General features: G+C 56.7%; 21 protein-coding genes and 1 tRNA gene. 10 read left to right on the top strand and 12 right to left on the bottom strand.

From position 1 onward, the window contains the following. Nucleotides 1-135 precede the first annotated feature (135 nt). The 3 genes from ybeY to AC0V61_RS00940 all read left to right on the top strand — a co-directional run bounded on the left by ybeY (nt 136) and on the right by AC0V61_RS00940 (nt 2620). Nucleotides 136-669 carry an rRNA maturation RNase YbeY gene (ybeY, locus tag AC0V61_RS00950; protein WP_486155382.1) on the top strand — a complete coding sequence of 178 codons (534 nt, stop codon included), beginning with the start codon at nt 136-138 and terminating at the stop codon, nt 667-669. 17 nt (nt 670-686) lie between these two features. Beyond that, on the top strand, nt 687-1640 hold the full coding sequence (locus tag AC0V61_RS00945) for a hemolysin family protein (RefSeq protein ID WP_486155381.1): 954 nt from the start codon (nt 687-689) through the stop codon (nt 1638-1640). Between the two features lie 95 nt (nt 1641-1735). Then, nucleotides 1736-2620 (top strand): LysR family transcriptional regulator, encoded by an 885-nt coding sequence (locus AC0V61_RS00940; RefSeq protein ID WP_486155380.1) that lies wholly within the window; start codon nt 1736-1738, stop codon nt 2618-2620. A gap of 16 nt (nt 2621-2636) precedes the next feature. On the opposite strand, the gene AC0V61_RS00935 is transcribed toward AC0V61_RS00940, so the two are convergent. From AC0V61_RS00935 to AC0V61_RS00910, 6 genes are all read right to left on the bottom strand, one after another. Beyond that, entirely contained in the window at nt 2637-3560 is a 924-nt protein-coding gene (locus AC0V61_RS00935) for a lysophospholipid acyltransferase family protein (RefSeq protein ID WP_486155379.1), read from the bottom strand. Between the two features lie 38 nt (nt 3561-3598). Further along, entirely contained in the window at nt 3599-4021 is a 423-nt protein-coding gene (locus AC0V61_RS00930) for a Fur family transcriptional regulator (RefSeq protein ID WP_486155378.1), read from the bottom strand. Between the two features lie 276 nt (nt 4022-4297). Next, nucleotides 4298-4735, bottom strand: coding sequence for a Ros/MucR family transcriptional regulator (locus AC0V61_RS00925; protein WP_486155377.1), 438 nt, complete (start codon nt 4733-4735; stop codon nt 4298-4300). Between the two features lie 136 nt (nt 4736-4871). Further along, on the bottom strand, nt 4872-5378 hold the full coding sequence (locus tag AC0V61_RS00920; RefSeq protein ID WP_486155376.1) for a GNAT family N-acetyltransferase: 507 nt from the start codon (nt 5376-5378) through the stop codon (nt 4872-4874). Further along, a complete protein-coding gene (tsaB, locus tag AC0V61_RS00915) occupies nt 5375-6025 on the bottom strand; it encodes a tRNA (adenosine(37)-N6)-threonylcarbamoyltransferase complex dimerization subunit type 1 TsaB (RefSeq protein WP_486155375.1) in 651 nt (216 codons plus the stop codon). Before tsaB ends, AC0V61_RS00920 begins: the two co-directional genes overlap by 4 nt. A 68-nt stretch (nt 6026-6093) precedes the next feature. After that, a complete protein-coding gene (locus AC0V61_RS00910; RefSeq protein ID WP_486155374.1) occupies nt 6094-6675 on the bottom strand; it encodes a NifU family protein in 582 nt (193 codons plus the stop codon). Nucleotides 6676-6773: 98 nt separating this feature from the next. Between AC0V61_RS00910 and AC0V61_RS00905 the strand changes: the two genes are divergently transcribed. The 6 genes from AC0V61_RS00905 (at nt 6774) to AC0V61_RS00880 (ending at nt 15595) form a co-directional block, all read left to right on the top strand. Beyond that, the gene (locus tag AC0V61_RS00905; protein WP_486155373.1) at nt 6774-9788 is read left to right on the top strand and encodes a M16 family metallopeptidase; all 3015 of its coding nucleotides are present in this window, start codon (nt 6774-6776) and stop codon (nt 9786-9788) included. Nucleotides 9789-9937: 149 nt separating this feature from the next. Then, on the top strand, nt 9938-11314 hold the full coding sequence (locus tag AC0V61_RS00900) for a class II 3-deoxy-7-phosphoheptulonate synthase (protein WP_486155372.1): 1377 nt from the start codon (nt 9938-9940) through the stop codon (nt 11312-11314). Nucleotides 11315-11387: 73 nt separating this feature from the next. Next, nucleotides 11388-11993, top strand: coding sequence for a hypothetical protein (locus tag AC0V61_RS00895; protein WP_486155371.1), 606 nt, complete (start codon nt 11388-11390; stop codon nt 11991-11993). A gap of 332 nt (nt 11994-12325) precedes the next feature. Next, nucleotides 12326-13591 (top strand): ergothioneine biosynthesis protein EgtB, encoded by a 1266-nt coding sequence (gene egtB, locus AC0V61_RS00890; RefSeq protein ID WP_486155370.1) that lies wholly within the window; start codon nt 12326-12328, stop codon nt 13589-13591. 4 nt (nt 13592-13595) lie between these two features. Then, the gene (gene egtD / locus AC0V61_RS00885; RefSeq protein ID WP_486155369.1) at nt 13596-14582 is read left to right on the top strand and encodes an L-histidine N(alpha)-methyltransferase; all 987 of its coding nucleotides are present in this window, start codon (nt 13596-13598) and stop codon (nt 14580-14582) included. 53 nt (nt 14583-14635) lie between these two features. Then, nucleotides 14636-15595: an NAD(P)/FAD-dependent oxidoreductase gene (locus AC0V61_RS00880; RefSeq protein WP_486155368.1), complete on the top strand. Its 960-nt coding sequence runs from the start codon at nt 14636-14638 to the stop codon at nt 15593-15595. Nucleotides 15596-15602: 7 nt separating this feature from the next. On the opposite strand, the gene AC0V61_RS00875 is transcribed toward AC0V61_RS00880, so the two are convergent. The 3 genes from AC0V61_RS00875 to yghU all read right to left on the bottom strand — a co-directional run bounded on the left by AC0V61_RS00875 (nt 15603) and on the right by yghU (nt 18118). Next, nucleotides 15603-15677 (bottom strand) — tRNA-Gln (locus AC0V61_RS00875). 69 nt (nt 15678-15746) lie between these two features. After that, nucleotides 15747-17135, bottom strand: coding sequence for an MFS transporter (locus tag AC0V61_RS00870; RefSeq protein WP_486155367.1), 1389 nt, complete (start codon nt 17133-17135; stop codon nt 15747-15749). Nucleotides 17136-17248: 113 nt separating this feature from the next. Beyond that, complete coding sequence (gene yghU / locus AC0V61_RS00865; protein ID WP_486155366.1) at nt 17249-18118, bottom strand: glutathione-dependent disulfide-bond oxidoreductase; 870 nt, start codon at nt 18116-18118, stop codon at nt 17249-17251. A gap of 174 nt (nt 18119-18292) precedes the next feature. Here yghU and AC0V61_RS00860 point away from each other — a divergent pair, with 174 nt between their 5' ends. Further along, complete coding sequence (locus AC0V61_RS00860) at nt 18293-20413, top strand: NAD(+) synthase (protein WP_486155365.1); 2121 nt, start codon at nt 18293-18295, stop codon at nt 20411-20413. Nucleotides 20414-20476: 63 nt separating this feature from the next. Here AC0V61_RS00860 and AC0V61_RS00855 read toward each other — a convergent pair whose 3' ends face one another. From AC0V61_RS00855 to AC0V61_RS00845, 3 genes are all read right to left on the bottom strand, one after another. Further along, nucleotides 20477-20890 carry a DoxX family protein gene (locus tag AC0V61_RS00855; protein ID WP_486155364.1) on the bottom strand — a complete coding sequence of 138 codons (414 nt, stop codon included), beginning with the start codon at nt 20888-20890 and terminating at the stop codon, nt 20477-20479. Between the two features lie 27 nt (nt 20891-20917). Further along, nucleotides 20918-21511 carry an FMN-dependent NADH-azoreductase gene (locus tag AC0V61_RS00850; RefSeq protein WP_486155363.1) on the bottom strand — a complete coding sequence of 198 codons (594 nt, stop codon included), beginning with the start codon at nt 21509-21511 and terminating at the stop codon, nt 20918-20920. A gap of 102 nt (nt 21512-21613) precedes the next feature. Beyond that, complete coding sequence (locus tag AC0V61_RS00845) at nt 21614-22333, bottom strand: pirin family protein (protein ID WP_486159413.1); 720 nt, start codon at nt 22331-22333, stop codon at nt 21614-21616. Nucleotides 22334-22451: the final 118 nt, after the last annotated feature.

Genomic DNA, 22451 nt, shown 5'->3' with positions numbered 1-22451 from the left:
TCATGTGCCGCCTTTCACCCCTCGATTCCCTGCCCGCAAAGGCTCGCCCAATTGGTCCCGATTGCTTTTCTGCCCCTGAACAGTGTGCCAAGTGTGCCAAACTATCCCTAAGTCACTGGAAAGGCTCCGGTTACGATGCAGCTTGAGATTGACATCGAAGACTGGCCCGAAGGCGATTGGGAAGAGCTTGCACAGCGCGCTTCTGAGGCGATCTGTGAGGTAGTGCCAGAGCTTGCTAACGCGCGTTTGTTGGTGAGCCTTGTGTTTACGTCCGATGCCGAAGTGCATGCTCTCAATCGCGAATGGAGAGACCGGGATAAACCCACCAATGTGCTGAGCTTTCCGATGCTCACCCGCGATGAGCTGTTAGACCTTAACGCGGACGGCCACCTTGAAATGCCCCCTGTGCTATTGGGGGATGTTGCGCTCGCATATGAAACCTGCGCGCGTGAAGCGAGCGAAAAGGCCGTTCCGCTGGGCCATCATGCAAGCCACCTCATCATCCATGGGCTCCTCCATCTGGCAGGGCATGACCACGTCAATTGCGACGAAGAAGCGCAGGCTATGGAGCTTTTGGAGATAACGGCCCTTGCCAAACTGGGAATTGCAGACCCATATGGTGACACAGACAACGCAAGTGACAGTGATGACACAGATACAACCTCATGAGGGCCCTCGGAATAGAAATGCCCGATAGTAGCAGTCCAACCGCAGGAGACGCGGAGAGTAGCAGCGGGCTCATCGCCAATTTGGGGTCCGCTCTTAAAAAGATGGTCGGTGCCGATGAGGCGGACCGGTCATTGCGCAAGGCAATCGAAGAGAAAATCGATGAGCACGAGGGCGAGAACGGCCACGATGCTGAAAACGATGATGGGCAAGGCGGCGACAATGGTGATCTTTCACCGGTCGAGCGCCAGATGCTGCGCAACCTCCTGCACTTCTCAGAACATGATGCCGATGACGTCGCCGTGCCTCGCGGAGAGATCATCGCGGTGGATGCATCGCTAAGCTGGGATGATCTGGTCGCGCAGTTTGCAGAGCATGGACACTCGCGCATGCCTGTCTATCGCCATACGCTCGATGATGTGATCGGCATGATCCACGTCAAAGATGTGTTCGCATACCTTGCCAATGGCAAAGCGCCGCCACGCGATTGGACGGTGCTGATGCGCCAACCACTTTATGTGCCGCAAACGCGCGGGGCTCTCGATGTGCTGGCTGATATGCGGGCGCGCCGGGTGCATTTGGCCGTGGTGCTGGACGAGTTTTCAGGCACCGATGGGCTCATCACGATTGAAGACCTTGTCGAAGAGATCGTTGGTGAAATCGAAGATGAGCATGATGAGACGCCAGAGGAACTGATAGTGCCGATTGGCGATGGCATGTGGGATTGCGACGCGCGCGCAGAGCTTGAGGATGTGGCTGAGGCGGTTGATGCGCGCCTTGCCGAGGTGGAAGAAGCGGTGGATACATTGGGCGGGCTGGCTTTTGTTCTTGCAGAAGCGGTGCCAACGGTAGGCAGCATGTTGGAACATCCAAGCGGGTGGCGCATTGAAGTAACCGCGGGCGATGAAACGCATGTGAAGCGCCTAAGGCTGCATGCGCCAGCCGACACTCCTAATGAGAGTGGCTTGCAATAATATCATCCTCTGGGCCGTTTTTTACAGTTCCCTTCGCTTTTTTGCATCCACTTCTTGCAGGTTTGCGTAGCTCCTATCAAAGGAGCTGAAATTCAATGGTGTCACGTCGTCTTCCCCCTTTGCGAGCGCTCGAAGCGTTCATGCGCACCGTCCGGTTAGGATCTGCGCGTGCGGCCGCTGAGGAGATTGGTCTGAGCCCCTCTGCGCTTTCTCGTCGCATCACCAATCTTGAAGAGTTTGTGGGAAAGAAGCTGTTCACCCGCGCCCGTCAGTCGATGCAACTGACCGACGAGGGCCAAGCGTTCTATGAGGCTGTGAACCCGCATATGGAAGCGCTGGCAAGGGCGGTTGAAAGTCAATCGGACAATATCGCACTGCTTCGCCTCCGGCTTGGTGTCCTTCCCATGTTTGGGAGCCAGCGCCTGTTTCCAAGATTGGGTGAGCTGCGCAAACGCCACCCGCTGCTCCACATTGATATTGATACAGCGCCTCACTTGGAGGACCGGGTTGGTGACACGTTGGATGCCGCGATCATCTTGTCGCGTGGTCCGGCCAGCGGGCTGCATGCGGTGCGTCTTGATCACAATCTGGTCCATGCGATCTGTTCACGCGCGGCGGCTGGTGCGATCGGCGATGATCTCAATCGCGAAGTGCTCGATAAGCAGACGTTCCTTATTCACAATGAACTGCCCGAAAGCTTTGTTGCATGGAAGAAGGCGAATAATCTCGACGACTTCGAGCCGGCGGCAATTGATCACTATGATTCAGGTGCTTTGATGCTTGAAGCAGCGGCGCAAGGGTTGGGTATTGCGATCATGCATGATGATCACCTGCGCCGTGCAGCTGACAACCGCCTCACCAATCTGCCGGGCCCTGATGTCCATAGCCCCTATAGTTACTGGTTTGTTTGCAAGCCTACTGCGCTTGAGACGCGCCCTGTTCGGCTGTTTCACGATTGGTTGGTGCGCGCTGGTCTCTAGACCGGGGTGAACCGGTTTAAATCTTGGTGATAGCGTGCTGTTTCGCCACATCATCCGCCTCGTAGCGAATGGGCGGCACATCATGTGCAAAATCACGCAAAGGCTTTCCCAGCGCATCGCACAGCGCCTCTTCAATTCGGCGGCGCGCCTCAATTCCGATGGCTTTGCGGCCAACGTATTCGGCCGGGCTAAATGGCTCGAGGAAGTGGATATGCAGCGGAAAAGTGCCCTTACGTGAAAGGACACGCTTTGCATTATTGAGCCCGCCTTCCTCGCCGATCCAACCGATCCACTCAGCAACCGGGCCGTAATCGATGAGCACGGGTTGCACCATTACGCCAGGAGGGGGAGGCTCAAGCACCGAAAGCATGCTCGTTTTGAAGGGTAGAAGCGATTGGCCATCAGTCGTAGTCCCCTCGGGAAACACAGTCACTGACCAATTGTCGGCGAGCGCCTCCTTCAGGGCGTTGATCTGATTGGCGACACTCATCCGAGCCTCGCGCTTCACAAACACGGTGCGATTGATCTTAGCAAGCCAGCCCACGATAGGCGCTTGTTCAAGCTCAGCCTTAGCAACAAAGGCCGTTCCGCACGCGCCTGCCAAACTCAAAATGTCTAACCACGACACGTGGTTCGCCACGTAGAAGACATCGCGCTTGAGGTGGGTTCCATGAACCTTGACCCTTGCGCCTGAAATGCGAGCTGCAAAACGCAGAAACCACATGGGGAAGGGCGAGCCGTAAGCGAAGATGCGGTATATATAATGCAGAGGCACCATCACAAAGATAAGAGCTGCCAGGCAAAGCGCTCTCACGGTAATGCGTAGCCAACCGCGCAGGGAAATCGGAGTGTCCTCACCGCGGGCAGCGGCAATACGCAAACCCCATGCCTGGTCATCCCCGCCCATCGATGTGTCTGTTTGTCGCGCGGGTGTGGTCATCTTTGTATCCCTTAAGTGCGACTTATGCCGCAAGTCTCTTAATCGTCGCGCGAAAGGCGCACGCCGTACAGTTCCATCCTGTGATCGACGAGACGATAACCAAGCTTTTCGGCGATCTGCTTTTGAAGCGCCTCAATTTCCGGATCGACAAATTCGACCACCTTGCCCGTCTCCACGTCGATCAAGTGATCGTGGTGCGCTTCGGGAACGGGCTCATAACGAGAGCGGCCATCACCAAAGTCGTGGCGGTCAAGAATGCCCGCTTCTTCAAAAAGCCGTACGGTGCGGTAAACGGTCGCAATCGAGATTTTGTCATCAATTGCCGAAGCGCGTTCGTGGAGCAGTTCGACGTCGGGGTGGTCTTCGCTTTCCGACAATACCCGCGCGATGACGCGGCGTTGCTCCGTGATACGCAGGCCTTTTTCTGCGCACAATTGCTCAAGGTCAATCTTCTGGCTCACGCCATACCATCCTTTGTAGCGGGGTGCCGGATCGCTCCGGCTTGGGATCGTTCTTCCCCTTACTAGCGCTTGCAGAAATGCTCAAGTTTCGCAGCTGTTGAAGAAAATCGATTGTAGTATTCGACAATTGCTTGGCCAAAGATCACCCAGCCATCGATCCCCCGGCCAACAATCGCGCAGCCACATGAAAAAAGGGCACCGCTTACACTCGCAAGTGCCTAGCAGTGCCCGTTGGAGCGACCCAAAGCAGTCCAGCGACTGCCAATTCAATTGTAATCAAGCAGCGCGGCGACGGCCTCTTGCTGCACCTGGCTTGCGGCCAAGACCAATTTTCTTAGCCAGATCCCGGCGTTTCTCGGCATAGTTTGGAGCCACCATCGGATAATCTGATGGAAGGTTCCAACGTTGACGATATTCTTCGGGTGTCATGTTGTAATTTGTGCGCAAATAGCGCTTCAGCATCTTCAGTTTTTTGCCGTCTTCCAGACACACAATGTAATCTGGTTTAACCGATGCACGAATGGAAACTGCAGGATCCGGACGCTCTTCAACAGCCTCCGGCTCTTCACCTAACCCTGAAAGTGCACCATAAACGTTTGTAATCAGCCCAGGCACAGCGTCGACTTCTACGCTGTTATTGCTGAGATGGGCTGCGACGATATCGCTGGTAAGCGTTATCAACGTCTCTTTCATCTCTATCTCTAAGTTTTGCATGAGTTCCTCGTTATTATATGTTCGGATTTTTCCGATTTTTGAGCGCATGGATTACAAACTGACTGTTCGCAAGTATGCGCGCGCGTACAGTGCCAAAAACGAGGCTTTGTGTCCAATAATTGGATACAATTATTGACTAGACCAAGCAGCCAAAAGTAATCGCATCGACACGCTTGCCGTCTGCGAGGCGATAGTAATCCAAGCGCTGGCCAATGGGCTTAAATCCAACTTTCTCATAGAGATGGATCGCCGGATTGCCTCGCCGCATTTCGAGGAAAATACGGTTGGTGCCGCGCTGTTTGGCGTCTTCAAAAAGTCTGTGGATGAGACTTTCGCCAAGTCCTTTGCGTCGAAATTCGGGCGATACTGCGATTAAAAGCAGTTCTTCTTCGTCTGCAGCTTGGCGTGTGAGTACAAATCCAGCGGCTGATTCTATTCCTTCGACGGGCGATTCGCACGGTATCAATTGCCCGGCTCCATCGATCACCAAACTGCGTGTGCTTGGCATGGCGAGCGCGTCAGTGATCTGGCGTGTGTTCCATGCCTCGCCAAAAACAGGGTCGAAGGCCTCATCCATCACCTTCATAATCCGGGCCACATTACTTGGATGGGGGGCTGAATAGATGTTTGGGCGGGTGCTCACGTTGAATGCCCTTGCAACGATTGTGGCTTAGCGTCTGGCGGCCGGCCATAAATGGGGGCGAGGTTTGGGGTGAAACATGGGGTGGGCAGGGATTTCGCCATCGACGCGTTGGGAAGCAGGTTAATGGCTGTGTGCGAACTGTCCAAGATCAATGAAGCAAGGTCTTGTGCCCGGTTTCCGGCGATGCATTTGGCGTTGTCCCTTGCGGCAGCTTTCTCAGGTGTCAAAGATGCCGCGTCACTTGAGGGGATCCCATCAGCGGTAAAATCCTGCACAAACCATTCACCATGGCCGCCATTCACACAAACGGTCACAGGTTGAGCTTGGCCCGTTTCGCGGCGAGCGATTGCAGCGATGAGTGAGAGCGTCGGGTAACCAAGAACTTTCGCGCCCCAGGCAACGCCCAATGCCCGGGCGGCTGCAATCCCAATGCGCACCCCTGTAAAGCTCCCCGGACCAAGCGATGTCAGGATAGTTTCGGACTGCCCCTTATCAGGAAGCGCCTCGATCATCGGTATCAATCGCTCAGCATGACCACGGCCCAGCGTCTGGTGATCATGCGCAATGATCTGTGTGCCCTCAAACAGGGCCACAGAACACGCTTCACTAGCGGTTTCAATGACAAGAGTGCGCCCGGCGTCATCCATGAAAGCGCACTGCCTCAGGTCGGGCGCATTCGCAAGTCAACATGCCTTCGTGCAGCGTGACCCTTAATTTAGGCGGCGCGCACTTCGCTGACTTCTGGCACATAATGCTTGAGCAGGCTTTCGATGCCCTGCTTCAAAGTCATAGTGCTTGATGGGCAACCTGCACATGCGCCTTGCAAGGTGAGATAGACTACGCCTTCCGAAAAACCGCGATACGCGATATCACCGCCATCGCTCGCAACCGCAGGGCGAACACGCGTTTCTAGCAGTTCGTGGATCGATGCGATGACTTCTGCATCTTCCTCGCGATCTTCCACCATCAAGCCAAGCTCTTCGCCCGGAACCGAAATGCCATCCGCACTGCCGCCGACAAACAGCGGGGCTTCGGATACGAAATGGTCGAGAAGTATCGTGACAACTTCTGGTTTCAGCGCGCTCCAGTCAGAACCTGGCGCGGCCGTGACCGTGACAAAATCCCAGCCATAAAAGACATTGACCACCTCACCTGTGTTGAAAATTGCCTCTGCAAGCGGACTTGCTTCGGCCGCCTCGGGCGATGCAAATTCGCGCGTGCCCGACGGCATAACCGTGCGGCCCGGCAGAAATTTTAAGCTGGAGGGGTTGGGTGTGGTTTCTGTCTCAATAAACATGCAACAGTAAATAGGAGCGATAAGGCCCTGCGGCAAGCGTGCCAATTCGCACCAACCATTCACTGGTCCTTCATGCCTTGCACCTCTATATACGCCGCATGAAATTCCCAATCCGCGTAAGCGCTGCTCTCACATTCGCCGCCGCACTCTTCGCTGTGCAACCAGCGACCGCTCAAGAAGTGCTGGCCATGCCGCTTTCTGAGCCTGTCTATAACGTGCCCGAGCCGACCGCTGTGCAAAGCGAGGATGAGACGCCTTGGATTTATGAGGGCAGTAACGTGCCCGTCGATCGCAAGTGGCTTTTTGGTAAGATGGACAACGGACTGCGCTATGCTGTGCGCCGCAATGGTGTGCCGCCTAATCAGATTTCGATTAGAGTGCGGATTGACGCAGGCTCTTTGCATGAGACCGATGAAGAGCGAGGCTATGCTCACCTTCTGGAGCATATGTTGTTCCGCGAAAGCACGCATTTGGGGCAAGCCGAAGCGATTGCCGCTTGGCAGCGTTTAGGGGCGACCTTTGGCGCGGACACAAACGCGGAGACGAGCTTTACCCACACAGCCTATAAGCTTGATATTCCAGACATAAGCCCACAGAAACTGGATGAGAGTTTCAAGCTCCTGTCAGGCATGATCAAGGGGCCGGTCTTAACCGATGAGAATGTGGCCGCCGAGATTCCGATTGTGCTTGCAGAAAAACGCGAGCGTGGCGGCGCAGCAGAACGGGTAAGCAAGCTCTCGCGCAGCATTTATTTTGCAGGCCAACGCCTGGTCGACCGTGACCCAATCGGGACCGAGGAAACTCTACAGGCGGCGAGCGGTGCAAAACTGCAAGCCTTCTATGATCGCTGGTATCGCCCCGAAAAGACCGTGATTGCCGTGGCAGGCGATGCTGACCCGCAGGTTCTTGCCGGCCTTGTTGAAAAGTGGTTCGGCGAATGGGAGGGCACCGGTGAGGCCGGGACCGCTCCGGATTTTGGCGACCCCGTCGCGCCCGAAGGGGCGGGGCTGATGCCCGGCATTGACGCACCGCTTGGTGAGATGGCTGTGGTTGTTGAACCTGACCTTTCCCGGCGATTGACGTTTGTAATCGCCCGCCCCTGGAGGCAAGTGAAGGACACCATTGTCTACAATGAAGGCAAGATCATAGACGACCTTGCATTGATGATCATTAACCGGCGTATCGAAAAGCGAGCGCGCAGCGGTGGCTCTTTCGTAACTGGCGGCGTTGGAAAATCCCCCGTGGCGCGTTCGGCGCATTTAACAAGCGTCGCGGTCTCGCCCATCTCTGATGATTGGCAGTCGGCTTTGGCGGAAGTGCGCGGGATCATCGCCGATGCAATCGCGAAGCCCCCTTCACAAGAAGAGATCGACCGCGAAGCTTCTGAGCTTGAGGTAGGCTATATCAACTTTCTTGAGCAGGAGCGCGTGCAGTCAGGGCGCAGCCTCACAGACAGCCTTATCGGCGCAGTCGATATTCGCGAAACTGTTGCTAGCCCGCAGGTCTTCCTCGACGTGTTCCGCAGCGCTCGGCCTCGCATGACCCCGCAGGAAGTGCACGCTCGCACCAAGGCTCTTTTTCAGGGAAGTGTGGTGCGATCTTTGTATGTGACACCGTCAATCGGGGAGGCGGATAAGGCTGCGTTAAATCTTGCATTGTCGAGCGAGGCCATTTCCGATGAAACGGCGCGCTTTGCGGCTGCTGATATCTCTTTTGACGAACTGCCCCCGGTTGGCGAGCCCGGCACAATCACCTCTCAGGGGCCTCTGGGCATCCTCGAGGTACAAAAGGTTGAGTTTGCGAACGGTGTGAAAGCAATTCTTTGGGCCAATGACGCGGAGCCGGGCAGGGTGACTGTGCGTGTGCGTTTTGGGTCTGGAAGGCGCGCCTTTGATGAAAACAACGCGCTTTATGCAACGCTTGGAACGGCTGCACTGATGCGGTCTGGGATTGGCGAGCTTGGGCTTGATGAATTGGAGCGACTTGCCACAGGACGCAAACTGGGTCTTGATTTTGGTATCGACGACGCGGTCTTCACTTTCACAGCGCAATCGCGCTCAGATGATGTTGCTGATCAGCTGTATTTGTTTGCGGCAAAGCTGGGCATGCCGCGTTGGGACCCGCTGCCCGTCGAGCGGGTAAAGCGTCTGGCGCAACTTGGATACAATTCCTATTCCACCAGCCCCGATGCGGTGTTGGCGCGTGATCTGGAATATGTCCTTAGCAACAATGATGCACGTTTCGGCACGCCGACGCCCGAAATGCTTGAGAATGCGACGCCTGAAGAATTCCGCCGGGTGTGGGAGCCGCTTCTTGCGCAGGGCCCTGTTGAAGTGCTCGTGTTTGGTGAATTTGATCAAGCCGAAATCGTTGAAAAGTTGCGCCTCACCTTTGGTGCCTTGCCCGAGCGCAGGCCCATTCCAGCAGATGTTGCCGCGCGTGTGCCGCGTTTCCCACCGCCAACACCGAAGGCCAAAGTCTTAACGCACCGCGGTGACCCTGATCAGGCAGCGGCCGTTGTTGCATGGCCAACAGGCGCGGGGCAGGCAGGCGTTCGCGAATCGCGCCAGCTCGCCATTCTGGTCAAAATCTTCAGCAACCGCCTGCTTGATGCTCTGCGCGAAGAGGCAGGTGCAAGCTACGCGCCCCAGGCTTTTTCCGATTGGCCTGATGAAATCAATGGCGGTGGCAAAATCGTTGCGCTTGCTCAGCTGAAGCCTGAATTTGTGCCCGTCTTCTTCTCAGAAGCAGAACGTATCGCACGCGAGCTTGCCGCAACTCCGCCAAGCCTTGACGATATCAGCCGCGCGACTGAGCCGTTGGGCCAGCAGGTGCGCCGTGCCTCCACCGGCAATCAGTTCTGGCTCTACAATCTTGAAGGCGCGAGCAGCGATCCGGCGCGAATTGAGCTGTTGCGCTCGATGCTGATCGATTATTCGCAAACAACCCCAGAGATTATGCAACTCCTGGCTCAGCGCTATTTCAATGGGCCAAATCCGCTTAAGCTGGCGGTCATTCCGGAAGGTCAGGAATTGGCGGAAGTGACTGAGACGCAAGGTCTTCGTGTGGATGCTCCTGTTGTGGTGGCCCCTGCCGGGGCAGCGGCTCGCTAAACACAATCGAGTGCGTCGATAAGACAGTCCTTGAAATAAAGGTGTCGCGCGCGTGCCAATGGCTTTACATATATGCGCCATGCGCTTAGGCGCGCGCCCGCACTGCATTGAATACACTGTAAATAGTCTCAAAAGAAACGAGTTGAACCGTGGCCCACAATTGGCAACCTGATAGCTGGAAAGACTTCGAAGCGCGGCATTTGCCTCATTACGAGGATGCCCAAGAATTGGCAGATGCTGAGTCCACTTTGGGTGCCTATCCGCCGCTCGTCTTTGCAGGCGAGGCGCGCGCATTGAAAGCAGACCTTGCAAAGGTTGCCGATGGCAGCGCGTTCCTTCTTCAGGGCGGTGACTGTGCGGAGAGCTTTAAGGAGTTCCACCCCAACAACATCCGCGACACGTTCCGCGTGCTCTTGCAGATGGCGGTCGTGATGACTTTCGGGTCAAAGCGTCCGGTCATCAAAGTGGGCCGGATGGCAGGGCAGTTTGCAAAGCCGCGTTCTTCGCCCACTGAAACCCAAGGTGATGTAACGCTGCCAAGCTATCTTGGCGATAACATCAACGGTATCGACTTCGACGCCGATCAGCGCCGCAATGATCCGGGCCGTATGGTTCGCGCTTATTCGCAAGCGGCCTCAACGTTGAACCTGCTGCGTGCATTTGCAGGTGGCGGTTATGCCAACCTTCGCCAAGTGCACCAGTGGACGCTCGATTTTATGGGCCGCACGCCGTGGACCGAGAAATTCGCCGAGACCGCTGATCGTATTGGCGAGGCGCTCGACTTTATGGAAGCGTGCGGGGTTGATCCCAACACAGTTCCGCAATTGCAGGGCACTGATTTTTACACCAGCCATGAGGGGCTTTTGCTTCCTTATGAGCAGGCCATGACCCGGCAGGATTCGCTGACCGGTGATTGGTATGCAACCTCTGCGCATATGCTGTGGATCGGCGACCGAACTCGCTTCCCCGGCAGCGCGCATATTGAGTTTGCGCGGGGAATTGAAAACCCGCTCGGTATGAAGTGCGGGCCCAGCCTTGAGCCTGATGCGCTGCTTCGATTGCTTGATGAGCTGAACCCATCACGCGAAGCAGGGCGGATCACTCTCATTTCGCGTTATGGCCATGACAAGGTGCTCGATGGCCTTCCGAAACTGGTGCGCGCGGTTAAAGAAGAGGGGCATCCAGTGGTATGGTCATGCGACCCAATGCACGGCAATGTCATCAAGGCGGAGAGCGGCTATAAGACCCGTCCGTTTGACCGTATCCTCACCGAGGTGAAGGGCTTCTTTGACGTCCACCGCGCCGAAGGCACGCATCCAGGCGGCATCCATATTGAGATGACAGGTCAGGACGTGACCGAATGCGTTGGCGGCGCTGTTGCCATCACCGATGAGCGTCTGGGCGATCGATATCACACCCATTGTGACCCGCGCCTCAACGCAGAGCAATCGCTTGAATTGGCGTTCGCATTGGCTGAAATGCTGAACACCGAAGTCAACGATCAGCGCGCAGCCGACGCAGCGTAAAGCCAAAGTAATCGCCGTAATGGAGGTGAGCGTGCTGGGATAGCGCGCGCTTTGCGCCTATCTTGCGCGGGCCATGTCCGCCCTTGCAACGCCCAGCCCTTTGCCACCAGACAACACGCCTGCCCCGACCGGGGGAGAGATGCTGAGCACGTTTCTCACCAATGACGCGCTTCTTTGGGGGTGTCTTGCCATGGCGATGATTGCCTTGGTGACGGTGGGCCGGGTTTCAGCGCGTCGGCGCAAAGCGGGTAAGCGTTCGCGCGAATTGCGGGCCCAATCTGACGCGGTGCACGCATTCCTTGAAATGCTAAGGGCTGACCACAATCCAGCACAGCGCGGCGTGTGGCATTATGATTTCACCACCGGATCGCAGCGATTTTCAGATGGCTTTTCACGCATGCTTGGAGGTGCGGGCGAACAAGCCATATCGGATGATCAAGCGTTGTCGCAAAGCGAGATCACACAGCGGCTCAAACAAGCCGGGGTCGATCTGGTCTCGATTGCTCGTGATCAGTTTGATCGGACAGAGCCATATGAGGTGCAATTCACGCTTCAAAGGTCCGATCACACACCGCGTTCGATGGTGCTTAAAGCCTGCAATATGCGAGGGGGCGATGGAGAGGTTCAGCGATTGGTCGCCGTGCTTTGGGAAACCAGCGAAACGACGCCAACCTCATAAGTTGCGAAAAATGCAAGGTGACACATGTGTCACCTTATTCCAACATAAATTCCCAACAAGCCAAGCTTTATCAATGCTTTGCTGTTGCTGAGAAAGTGACACTTTGTAAGCGCAATTCGCCGCCGGATTTGATTGTGAAAGAGCCGCAGCCATCATGACGCGCATGCCTGATGTAGGAAAACACTTTCTGCGCTGCGCTCCGCCCACACCTGTGTCATCAAACTGCGACACAGCGGTGTGTATTGGTATTGCGACTATGCCTTGATTTTCAGCCACAGAGCCGGATATCTACGCCAAGCGATAACGCACACCTCACGTTGAGGGGACATATAGTGTCTACCCCCGCGCCCCGCGCGCACATTGTCATTACCGATCAATCACTGGCAGACCAGTTTGCACAAACGCGCGCGCTGATGGGAAGCCTGGTGGAGCCTCTGTCAGACGCCGATGCGACCATTCAATCGATGGAGGATGCAAGCCCCGCCAAATGGCACCTGGCGCATACCAATTGGTTTTGGGAAACCTTCCTGCTTCGCGAACACGCAAGCGATTACGCCTTGTACAATGAGGATTGGCCGTTCCTTTTCAACTCATACTATGAGGCAAAAGGGGCCCGGATTTCTCGGTTTTCGCGCGGCATGTTGTCTCGGCCAACCTTAGAGGAAGTGCTTGATTGGCGCGCATGCGTTGCCGCGGCGATGGAGCCATTGCTCGATGACCCGTCGCTTGCCGATCTTATTGCCCTTGGCATTGCGCATGAACAGCAACACATCGAATTGCTGCTGACGGACATAAAGCATGCGCTTTTTCAAAACCCTCTTGGCCCAGCGATGTTTGCGCAACAGCCGATGGACACTGCTGCGACTGAGCCGATGGATTGGCATCAGCATCCCGGCGGCATTGCGCTTGTAGGTCATGACGAGGAGGGTTTCGCCTTTGACAATGAAGGCCCGCGCCACCGCGTCTTGCTGGAACCCTTTGCGCTTGGCGATAGGTTGGTCACCAATGGCGAATGGGACGAATTTATCGCTGACGGCGGCTATAAGACACCCTCGCTTTGGCTCTCTGATGGCCTTGCCTGGGTGCGCGAAAACGCGATTGGCTCGCCGCTTTACTGGCGCGATGAAGAGCACTTTACCCATGCCGGATGGCAGCCAAGAGATGCCAATGCGCCCGCTGCGCATATCTCCTATTACGAGGCCGATGCCTTTGCGACATGGGCCGGTGCGCGGCTTCCGACCGAATTTGAGTGGGAGGCGATTGCTCGCGGTCAAGAGGGGGAAGGGACCCCTCAAGCGCATAGTCCTGCCTCTGGCAATCAGCTGGATGGGCAAGCGCCGTCATTACCATCGGGCGGCCAGGATTTGTTTGGCGATTGTTGGCAATTCACACGCTCTGCCTATTTGCCATACCCGCGCTTTGCGCCCGCCAAAGGCGCGGTGGGTGAATACAACGGCAAATTTATGAGCGGGCAATTCGTCCTCAAAGGCGCAAGCTGCGCCACGGTGCGGGGCCATTCGCGCGCCTCTTACCGCAATTTCTTTTACCCCCACCAACGCTGGCAATTCACCGGCCTTAGGCTGGCAAAGGACCTTTAGATTTATGAGCACCCATGAAGGCCTCCAACTCGTCGATCTTGACGAAAGCGGAGTGGACACCGCGTTTCGCGAAAGTGTGCTCGCCGGGCTGAGCCAAGAGCAAAAGGCCATTGCGGCGCGCTGGCTTTATGATGATGCCGGTTCGCAATTGTTTGAGGATATCACGCAGGTTCCCGAATATTATCCCACGCGGGCCGAGACGCAGATCCTCACGCATCAAGCGGCAAGCTTTGCCGATATGATTGCACCGGGCTGCGCGGTGGTGGAGTTTGGCTCTGGCTCATCTGTGAAAACGCCGCTTCTCCTTTCAGCGATAGACCCGGCCGCCTATGTGCCGCTTGATATTGCGGGCGATTTTTTGCGGGCATCGGCAAAAGAGCTTGCCGCCAAATTTCCGCAAGTGCCCATCTATCCGGTTGAGGCGGACTTTATGCGGCAAGTGAAGCTGCCCACTGCCATCGCGGACGTGCCTAAACTTGGGTTTTTTCCCGGCTCAACGATCGGCAACATGGTCCCACGAACCGCGGTCGATCTGCTGCGCAATATGCGTGAGACTTTAGGTGTTGGCTCTAAGCTTCTGATTGGTATGGACCTTATCAAAGATGTCGATGTGCTCGAAGCGGCGTATGATGACGCGGCTGGCGTGACGGCGCAGTTCAACTATAATCTGGTCAGGCGCATCAATCGCGAGCTTCAAGGCGATATTGATCTGGCTCTGCTCACTCATGAAGCGCGCTGGAATGATGAATATGCCCGCGTTGAGATGCATTTGGTTGCAAAGGGCGACACCGCTTTCACCGTGGCTGGAACCCGGTTTGCCATGCGCAAGGGTGAAACCATCCACACCGAAAACAGCCACAAGTTCAACCGCCGGACCTCTGGCATGATGCTGCTTGCAGGCGGGTGGGAACCACAGGCGCGCTGGCTTGATGATAAAGAGCGGTTTTCAATGATCCTTGCCGAAGCGCGGCCCAATCGCAGCGCGCCTTAGGAATAAGACTGCCGAGGCCGGGAAACCAAAGCGGGTCGGGGCGTTTGCCCTGCATGGACAAACCTTACACCGACATTCTTATCATCGGCGCCGGTATGGCGGGGCTGACTTGTGCAACGATTCTTTCCAGCGAGGGGCGCGATGTGCGCGTGCTCGACAAAGGGCGCGGGCCCGGTGGCCGGATGGCTGCAAGGCGCGCTGAGATTGAGGGGCAAACGGTTTCATTTGACCACGGCGCGCAATATTTCACCGCACGCGACGCCGCTTTCCAAGACGTTGTAAAGGCGTGGGAGGCCAAAGGCGCGGTTGCTCAATGGCCGGCAGCGGGGAACGAGGCTTGGGTGGGAACGCCGGGCATGAACGGCCCGATCAAGGCGATGGCGCGGGAGCTTGACGTGCGTTGGAGCGCCCGCGCGCTCACCCTCAAACGCGACGGCGATGAATGGCACATCGATGCAGGCGAGGAGAGCTTTCGCGCAGGCACGGTGCTGATCACGGTGCCAGCAGAACAGGCAGCTGAGCTTCTTGCCGACGTTGCGCCCGGCTTAGCCGCAATCCCAGCGTCTGTTCGCTCAGAGCCGTGCTGGGCGGTGATGGCGGCCTTTGCTGAACCCTTGGGCGTTACGGCGGACAGCCTGCGTGACCCGGAGGCGGCGATTTCCTGGGCCGCGCGCAATTCTGCAAAGCCTGAAAGGGCAGGCGATGAATGCTGGGTGCTTCATGCAAGCCCTGCGCGAAGTCACGAGATCATCGATCTGCCAAAGGAAGAGGCGGCATCCGTTTTGCTTGCGGATTTCTTTGCTCAAACAGGCGGGCCTGCGATCAAGCCGATCCACTTGGTTGCTCACCGCTGGCTTTATGCCATGCCTGCCCCTGTCAAAGGCGATGCAGCGCGGTTTGATGCGACATTGAACCTGGGGCTCGCAGGCGATTATCTTCATTCGCCGCGCGTGGAAGGCGCATTCCTATCGGGCCGCGCCCTTGCAGCGGCGGTCTTGGAAGCGGTGAAATAAGGAAAGATGGCTGGGGCGGCAGGGATCGAACCTGCGAATGCCGCTACCAAAAAGCGGTGCCTTACCACTTGGCGACGCCCCAGCAGAGAGCGCGATATAGCGGGTCTTTCGCGGATGTGAAGAGGCGATTTTGCTAAATTTGTGACAGACATCATAAGAGGGCCTCGCGCCGCTGCGAAAGTTCGCCTTCCGCTTCGGCTATGACACGGCGATTTATGCCGTAAAAGAAGAGCGCTCCTGCTGCTGGGATAAGAATTCCTGCCGGGATGAATGCAAATGCAATTTGTATGCCCATCAACGCCGATTCGCTCATTTGTCCCTCAGCGGTGAAGCCTGTCCACTCAAGGGTGACGCCGGGAATAAATGATCCAACGCCGATCCCGGCTTTCACACCGAAAACCGAGGCGGCAATAACCAAAGCGGTCATCTGCCGCTTGGTCTTCCAATCGATGAATTCGGCAATATCCGTGAACATTGAATAGGAGAGGACCATCAAAAGGCCAAACCCGATACCGATTGCCAGTTGCATCGTGGTTTGAGGCCAAATGGCATCAAGCGGCAGCGCGTAAAACACCATGATAAAGGCCGCCATCGAAAAGCCTGCGGCGATAAGCAGGTGCGATTTCTCGACCCAACGCATCAAAAAATTGCCAATGATAACGCCCGACACCTGACCCAATGCCAAGGCGGTCAGGAACAGGGCAGGGCGGTCGAAGAAGAGGAACACCGGGCTCCCGTCATCGCCTGCGACATATTTGAAAAAGAACGGCGCGGTCGCCGCACGCGCAGCGATGGACGTGACGCCGAGGATGGCGGCGATCACCACCACGATCCACGGACCTGTGCGCAAAAGCACGCCCAAGTCGCCTGCAACCGATCCGTTTTGCGGGGCGGGCGGAATGCGTTCTTTGGTGGTTGCAAATGTGGTGAGAAGGCACGCGACCGAGACCGCTGCGATACACGAAATGGTGAGGAGCAGGCCAAGCCGCTCATCCCCGCCGCCAAGCTCGCGCACGAGCGTCGTACCAAGCGCGCCCACCAAGATACCGCCGCTGGCTGAGAAGAACATGCGGAAAGCGGTGACGCGGTTGCGTTGTTCTGACGATGGCGAGATCACGCCCAAGAGCCCTCCATAAGGCACGTTCACCACAGTAAAGGCGAGCATGCACAAGGAGTATGTTGCGTAGACCCAGATGAGCAGCGCTGTCTCGCCCATATCCCCGGGCACGCTGAAGATGAGGACCATGCTCAGCCCCAAGGGCACTGACCCGAACAATATGTATGGTCGATACCGCCCCCAACGCGTGCGTGTGCGGTCGGCGACCATGCCCATCATCGGGTCGGTAAAGGCGTCGATCAGCTTTGTGACAAGGAACATGAGGCCAATCGCAGCAGGTGCGAGACCTCCAAGGTCGACGAAGAAATAAAGGAGATAAAAGCCGAAGAAATTTAGCATCAAGCCCGAGGCTAAGTCTCCAACGCCATAGCCCAGCTTCTCGCCCAAACCGATGCGTTCGTCTTGCTCTGCTTCTTGGGCCAAATCCTCAGTCCCTTATGTTTCAAACAGTAATGGGCCGGAAGCGATAAAACTTCCAGCCCATTCGTCTGATCAAAAAGTGTGTTGGTCAGCGAGTGCCGATTAGCCAACTGCGCCTAGAACGTGAAATCGAGGTTCTTGCCTTCGAAGTCTGCTGCAGAGTGACGCTCAGGCACTTGCTGGTCTTCATCGCCCCAGACCTTGTTCACGAGGCGACCGCGCTGAACGCCGGGACGCTTGGCAATCTCGCGCGCCCAGCGGCCAACGTTCGGGTAGTCTTCCTCGATTGAAAGGAAGGTCTTGGCCTCGTTATAGATCGTGCCTGCAAAGAACGGTGCAAGCCATGGGAAGTTTGCCATATCGGCAATCGTATACTCATCGCCTGCCAAATATTGCGTTTTGGCCAGCTGCTGGTTTGCGACGTCGAAAATCCGCTTGGTTTCCATTGCATAGCGGTTGATCGGGTACTCATATTTTTCCGGTGCATAGGCGTAAAAATGGCCAAAACCGCCGCCGATGAAAGGGCCGGATGCCACTTGCCAGAACAGCCAAGACAGCGTTTCAGCGCGCGCCGCCGGTTCGGTGGGGAGGAATTCGCCGAACTTTTCAGCCAAGTGCACAAGGATCGCGCCGCTTTCAAAAACGCGCACGTCTTTATCGCCGCTCGCATCGACTATCGCAGGGATCTTCGAGTTGGGGTTCACATCGACAAAGCCGCTTGTGAACTGCGCGCCTTCGCCAATGTTGATGGTGTAGGCGTCATATTCTGCGCCTGCGTGACCCTTTTCAATCAGCTCCTCGAGCATGATCGTGACCTTCACACCATTGGGTGTTGCAAGCGAGTAAAGCTGAAACGGATTTTGCCCACGCGGCAATGCTTTTTCTTCGCGCGCGCCGGCAGTCGGGCGGTTGATGCTGGCAAAGCGGCCACCGCTTTCGGTGTCTGCGCTCCAAACGGCGGGCGGTGTGTAGGTTGGGTCGGCCATCTTGTGTCCTTTTGCTTTAAGGCTAGGAGCCATTCCTCGCCTCACTGTTGTCACGAAAGGTGGCGCTTTCACGCGCTTGATGCAAGCGGACGAGAACAATGTTTCGCTGTCAGGGGTGAAAGGCAATCTAGTGTAACTCTTGGAGCTTTAACGCTTAGCCGCTAGGAGGCGCATATGGCTGAAAACACGCATCCCTTTTACGATATGCACGAACACGGCTTTGTGCGCGTCGCCACCGCAACGCCCGCTTTGCGAACCGCGGATGTGGCGTACAATGTTAAGGGCATTTTGGCCGAGGCGCGAAAAGCGCATGACCAGCACGTCGATCTGGTCGTGTACCCAGAGCTGTGCGTATCGTCCTACGCTATCGATGACTTGCTGCTTCAGCATGCCGTGTTGGTCGCAGTGGAAAATGCAGTTTTCGACATCGCAGAGGCGACCAAAGACCTCATCCCGGTGCTCGTCATCGGGGCACCTTTGCGGCGCAATGGCAGGCTCTACAATTGCGCTGTCGTGATTGCGGGCGGGCAGGTGCAGGGCATTGTGCCAAAAAGCTATCTTCCCAATTACCGTGAATTTTATGAAAAGCGGCATTTTGCGCATGGGCGCGGGATTGAAAACGCTTGGATTACCTTGGGCCAGGATGAGTTTGAGTTTGGCACCGACCTCCTTTTCTCCGCTCGCAATATTCCCGGCTTCACCTTTGGCGTGGAGATTTGCGAAGACTTTTGGGCGCCCAATCCGCCCGGCACACGGTTAGCGCTCGCTGGCGCAAATGTGCTTTGCAATCTGTCTGCCTCCCCCATCACCATTGGGCGCGCGGATGATCGCCATTTGCACTGCCGCTCTATGAGTGCGCGGTCGATCTGCGCCTATGTCTATTCCGCCAGCGGATATGGCGAGAGCACCACCGATCTTGCTTGGGATGGGCAGGGCGTTGTCTATGAACTGGGCGAATTGCTGGCTGAAAGCACGCGGTTCGAACGCGAGCCTGAGCTGTGCGTGGTCGATATAGACCTTGATCGCATCACGTCTGAACGCATGCGCAATCAGACCTTTGGCGATGCCGCTGAGGCAGAAGGACGCCCGGAGGATACCATCCGCCTCGTTGATTTTGACCACAAAGGCGTGGACCCCGACTGGCAGGACGAGGAAGAGCGCACATACAAAGACATCGGCCTTCTGCGCCCTTCGCGCCGTTTCCCCTTCGTGCCCAACGATCCCAAGACGCTGGATGATGATTGCTTTGAGGCTTTCAATATCCAAGTCGATGCTCTGATGCGCCGGATTGAGGCGAGCCATGCGAAAAGCCTGGTCATCGGCATTTCAGGCGGGTTGGACAGCACCCATGCTTTGATCGTGGCGAGCAAGGCGTGTGACCGGCTGGGCCTGCCACGCACCACCATTCGTGGGTACACCATGCCCGGTTTCGGCACGTCCGATGGCACCAAGTCCAACGCTTGGAAACTGATGGAAGTCTTTGGCGTCACCGCCGAGGAAATTGATATCAAGCCAGCGGCTACCAAAATGCTCGAAGATATGGGGCACCCCTTTGCGAGCGGTGAGCCGCAATATGATGTGACCTTTGAGAACGTGCAGGCGGGGCTGCGCACAGACTATCTGTTCCGTCTTGCCGGGCAACATTCGGGCTTTGTGGTGGGCACAGGCGACCTTAGCGAACTTGCGCTCGGCTGGTGCACATACGGTGTTGGCGATCATATGAGCCATTACGGCGTCAATTCCGGCGTGCCAAAGACGCTCATCCGGTTCCTGATCCGATGGACCGCTGAAACTCGGCAATTCGATGATGCCTGCGCTGATATCCTGATGAGCGTTTACGACACGGTGATCTCACCAGAGCTTATTCCACCGGGCGAGGACGGCGCGATCCAGGACACCGAGGCAACCGTTGGCCCCTATGAGCTGCACGACTTTTTCCTGCACCACACCGTCCGCTTTGGTCAGCGTCCCGGCAAAATCGCTTTCCTCGCATGGCACGCATGGCGTGATGCTTCGGCGGGCGCATGGCCCGCTGGTTTCCCAGAGCACCGCAAGAGCGAATATGACCTTGGTGAGATTGCCAAATGGCTTGAGACATTCCTCAAACGCTTCTTCGGCTTCTCGCAATTCAAACGCAGCGCCATGCCCAATGGGCCCAAGGTTTCATCAGCAGGTGCTCTGAGCCCACGCGGAGACTGGCGCGCGCCCAGCGATGCGGTGGCCGACGTGTGGCTTGCCGAGGTTCGCGCCGCGCTCCCAGAGGGCGCTTTTTCCGAGGGCGCTCTTCCCAAATAGAAGACACCGGGAAGCGCCTGGCCGCCCGGTGTCTCACGTATTCTAGGGCGAGTTGATTGCGGGTCAGCTGCGGTCCAGTGAATAACGTCCCGCGCCAAAGGCGGCGACAGCGAACATTCCGCCTGCAATCGCGAGGTTTTTGAGGAACATCGTCATCTCAATTTGCTGAGAGAAATCACTGTGAAAGATGACGGCGGCCAAGACCGTGAAAACGCCCAATGCAAGAGCGACATATCGGGTTTTGAAACCGGCTGCGAGCAGAAGACCGCCGCCAATTTCCAATGCGACCGTTCCGAAATAGACAGCTTTTGGCAATGGCAATCCGGCTGAGCTGATGTAGCCGACAGTCCCCTCCATACCTGTAATCTTATTGATCCCGGCAAGGACAAATAGAGCAGCGAGCAATAGCCGCCCAACGAGCGCAAGAGCGTCCTGCGAAGTGGAGGTAGCGGCGTGAGTGTGCGCAGGTGTGGTCATCGATAATCTCCTCAAAAACGTGATAGTTTATGCAGCGAGCCGCGCAATTTTGGCATGAGCAGCGTCGAGCTTGGCTGGGCCATCACCGCCCATGATACCGTCTGCTGCAACAACTTCGACCTGCGTGATGCCAAGAAAGCCGAGGAAAAATGTCAGCCAGCTGCTCATAAAGTCGATGTCTGAACCCACAGGCGTCCCACCCGAGGCGATGGTGATGTAGGCCTTCTTTCCTTCGAGCATGCCTTTGGGGCCATCTGGTGTGTACTGGAAGGTGGTGCCGGCGCGCGCAACCAGATCGGCCCATGCTTTGACGACCGCGGGGACGCCAAAATTGTAAATCGGTGAGCTGATGACGATGGTGTCTGCGGCCTGCAATTCGGCGATCAGAGTATCGGCAATCGCAGCAAGTTCGGCCTGCTCAGCGGTGCGCTCACCAGCGGGCGCGAGATTGGCGGCAAAGCGGTCGGCATCCACAAAGGGAATGTCATTTGCGGCAAGGTCACGTTTCGTAATGTTCGCGCCTGATTTGGCGGCCAAACCCTCGACGAGCGCATTGCCAAGCTGGTTGGAAACGCTTTCATCGCCGCGAATGCTGGAGGTGATGTGGAGGATGTGAGGCATAAGAAAAGCTCCTGAATGATTGGAAGAAGGGTTGGGGCCGGTTGAGGAGAGGGGAAGTAACCGGCCCCGGGGGGGATGGGTTGGGGATGGGTTGGGGATGGCTCAGGCAGCGTCGACGAGAACGACTTCGCTGTCTTCAAGCGCGGTGAGCGTCACAGTGTCGGTGCCCGTGATTGCAACGCCGTCGCGGGCCCCGGCTTGTGCGCCCTCCACGCCCTCGACAGTCTCAATGCGCACCTTGCCTTGGGCAGGCACGAGATAAAGGTGCCGCGAGGCGTCGGCCACGTCATAGGTCACGCTGTCACCGGCCTTGATCGTGGCGCCCAAAACCTTTGCATTGCTGCGGATAGGCAGGGCCTCATTGTCATTGGCAGAACCGCTTGCGAGGGTCACAAAGGCCCCGGCACGCTCGCCTTTAGGGAACTCACGAGCGCCCCAGTGAGGCGTTCCGCCACGCTCGTCTGGGACGATCCAGATCTGGAAAATCTGTGTGTCCTCGTCCTCGCGGTTGTATTCCGAATGCTGAATTCCGTTGCCAGCGCTCATCACTTGTACATCGCCAGCCTCGGTGCGGCCCTCGTTGCCTTGGTTATCGCGGTGCGTGATCGCGCCTTTGCGAACATAGGTGATGATTTCCATGTCGGAGTGGGGGTGAGTGGGAAAGCCGGTGCCAGGGGCGATGGTGTCGTCATTCCAAACCCGGAGCGAACCCCAGTTCACACGGGCAGGATCGTGATAACCTGCAAATGAAAAATGATGGCGCGCATCAAGCCAGCCGTGGTTTGCACCGCCAAGGCTTTCAAAAGGGCGCAATTCAATGATGGGGCCGGTTGTTTGATCGGTCACGGTGCTACTCCTGTCTATGCTCACACCCCCTGGATTGGGGCGTTGTTTGCTTCGTTGAAAAAGGAGATAGCCGCCGATTGTCGGTCAAGTAACT

The organism is Erythrobacter sp. JB1-4 (assembly GCF_057365025.1).
This window is presented reverse-complemented; position numbering and strand designations above follow the sequence as displayed.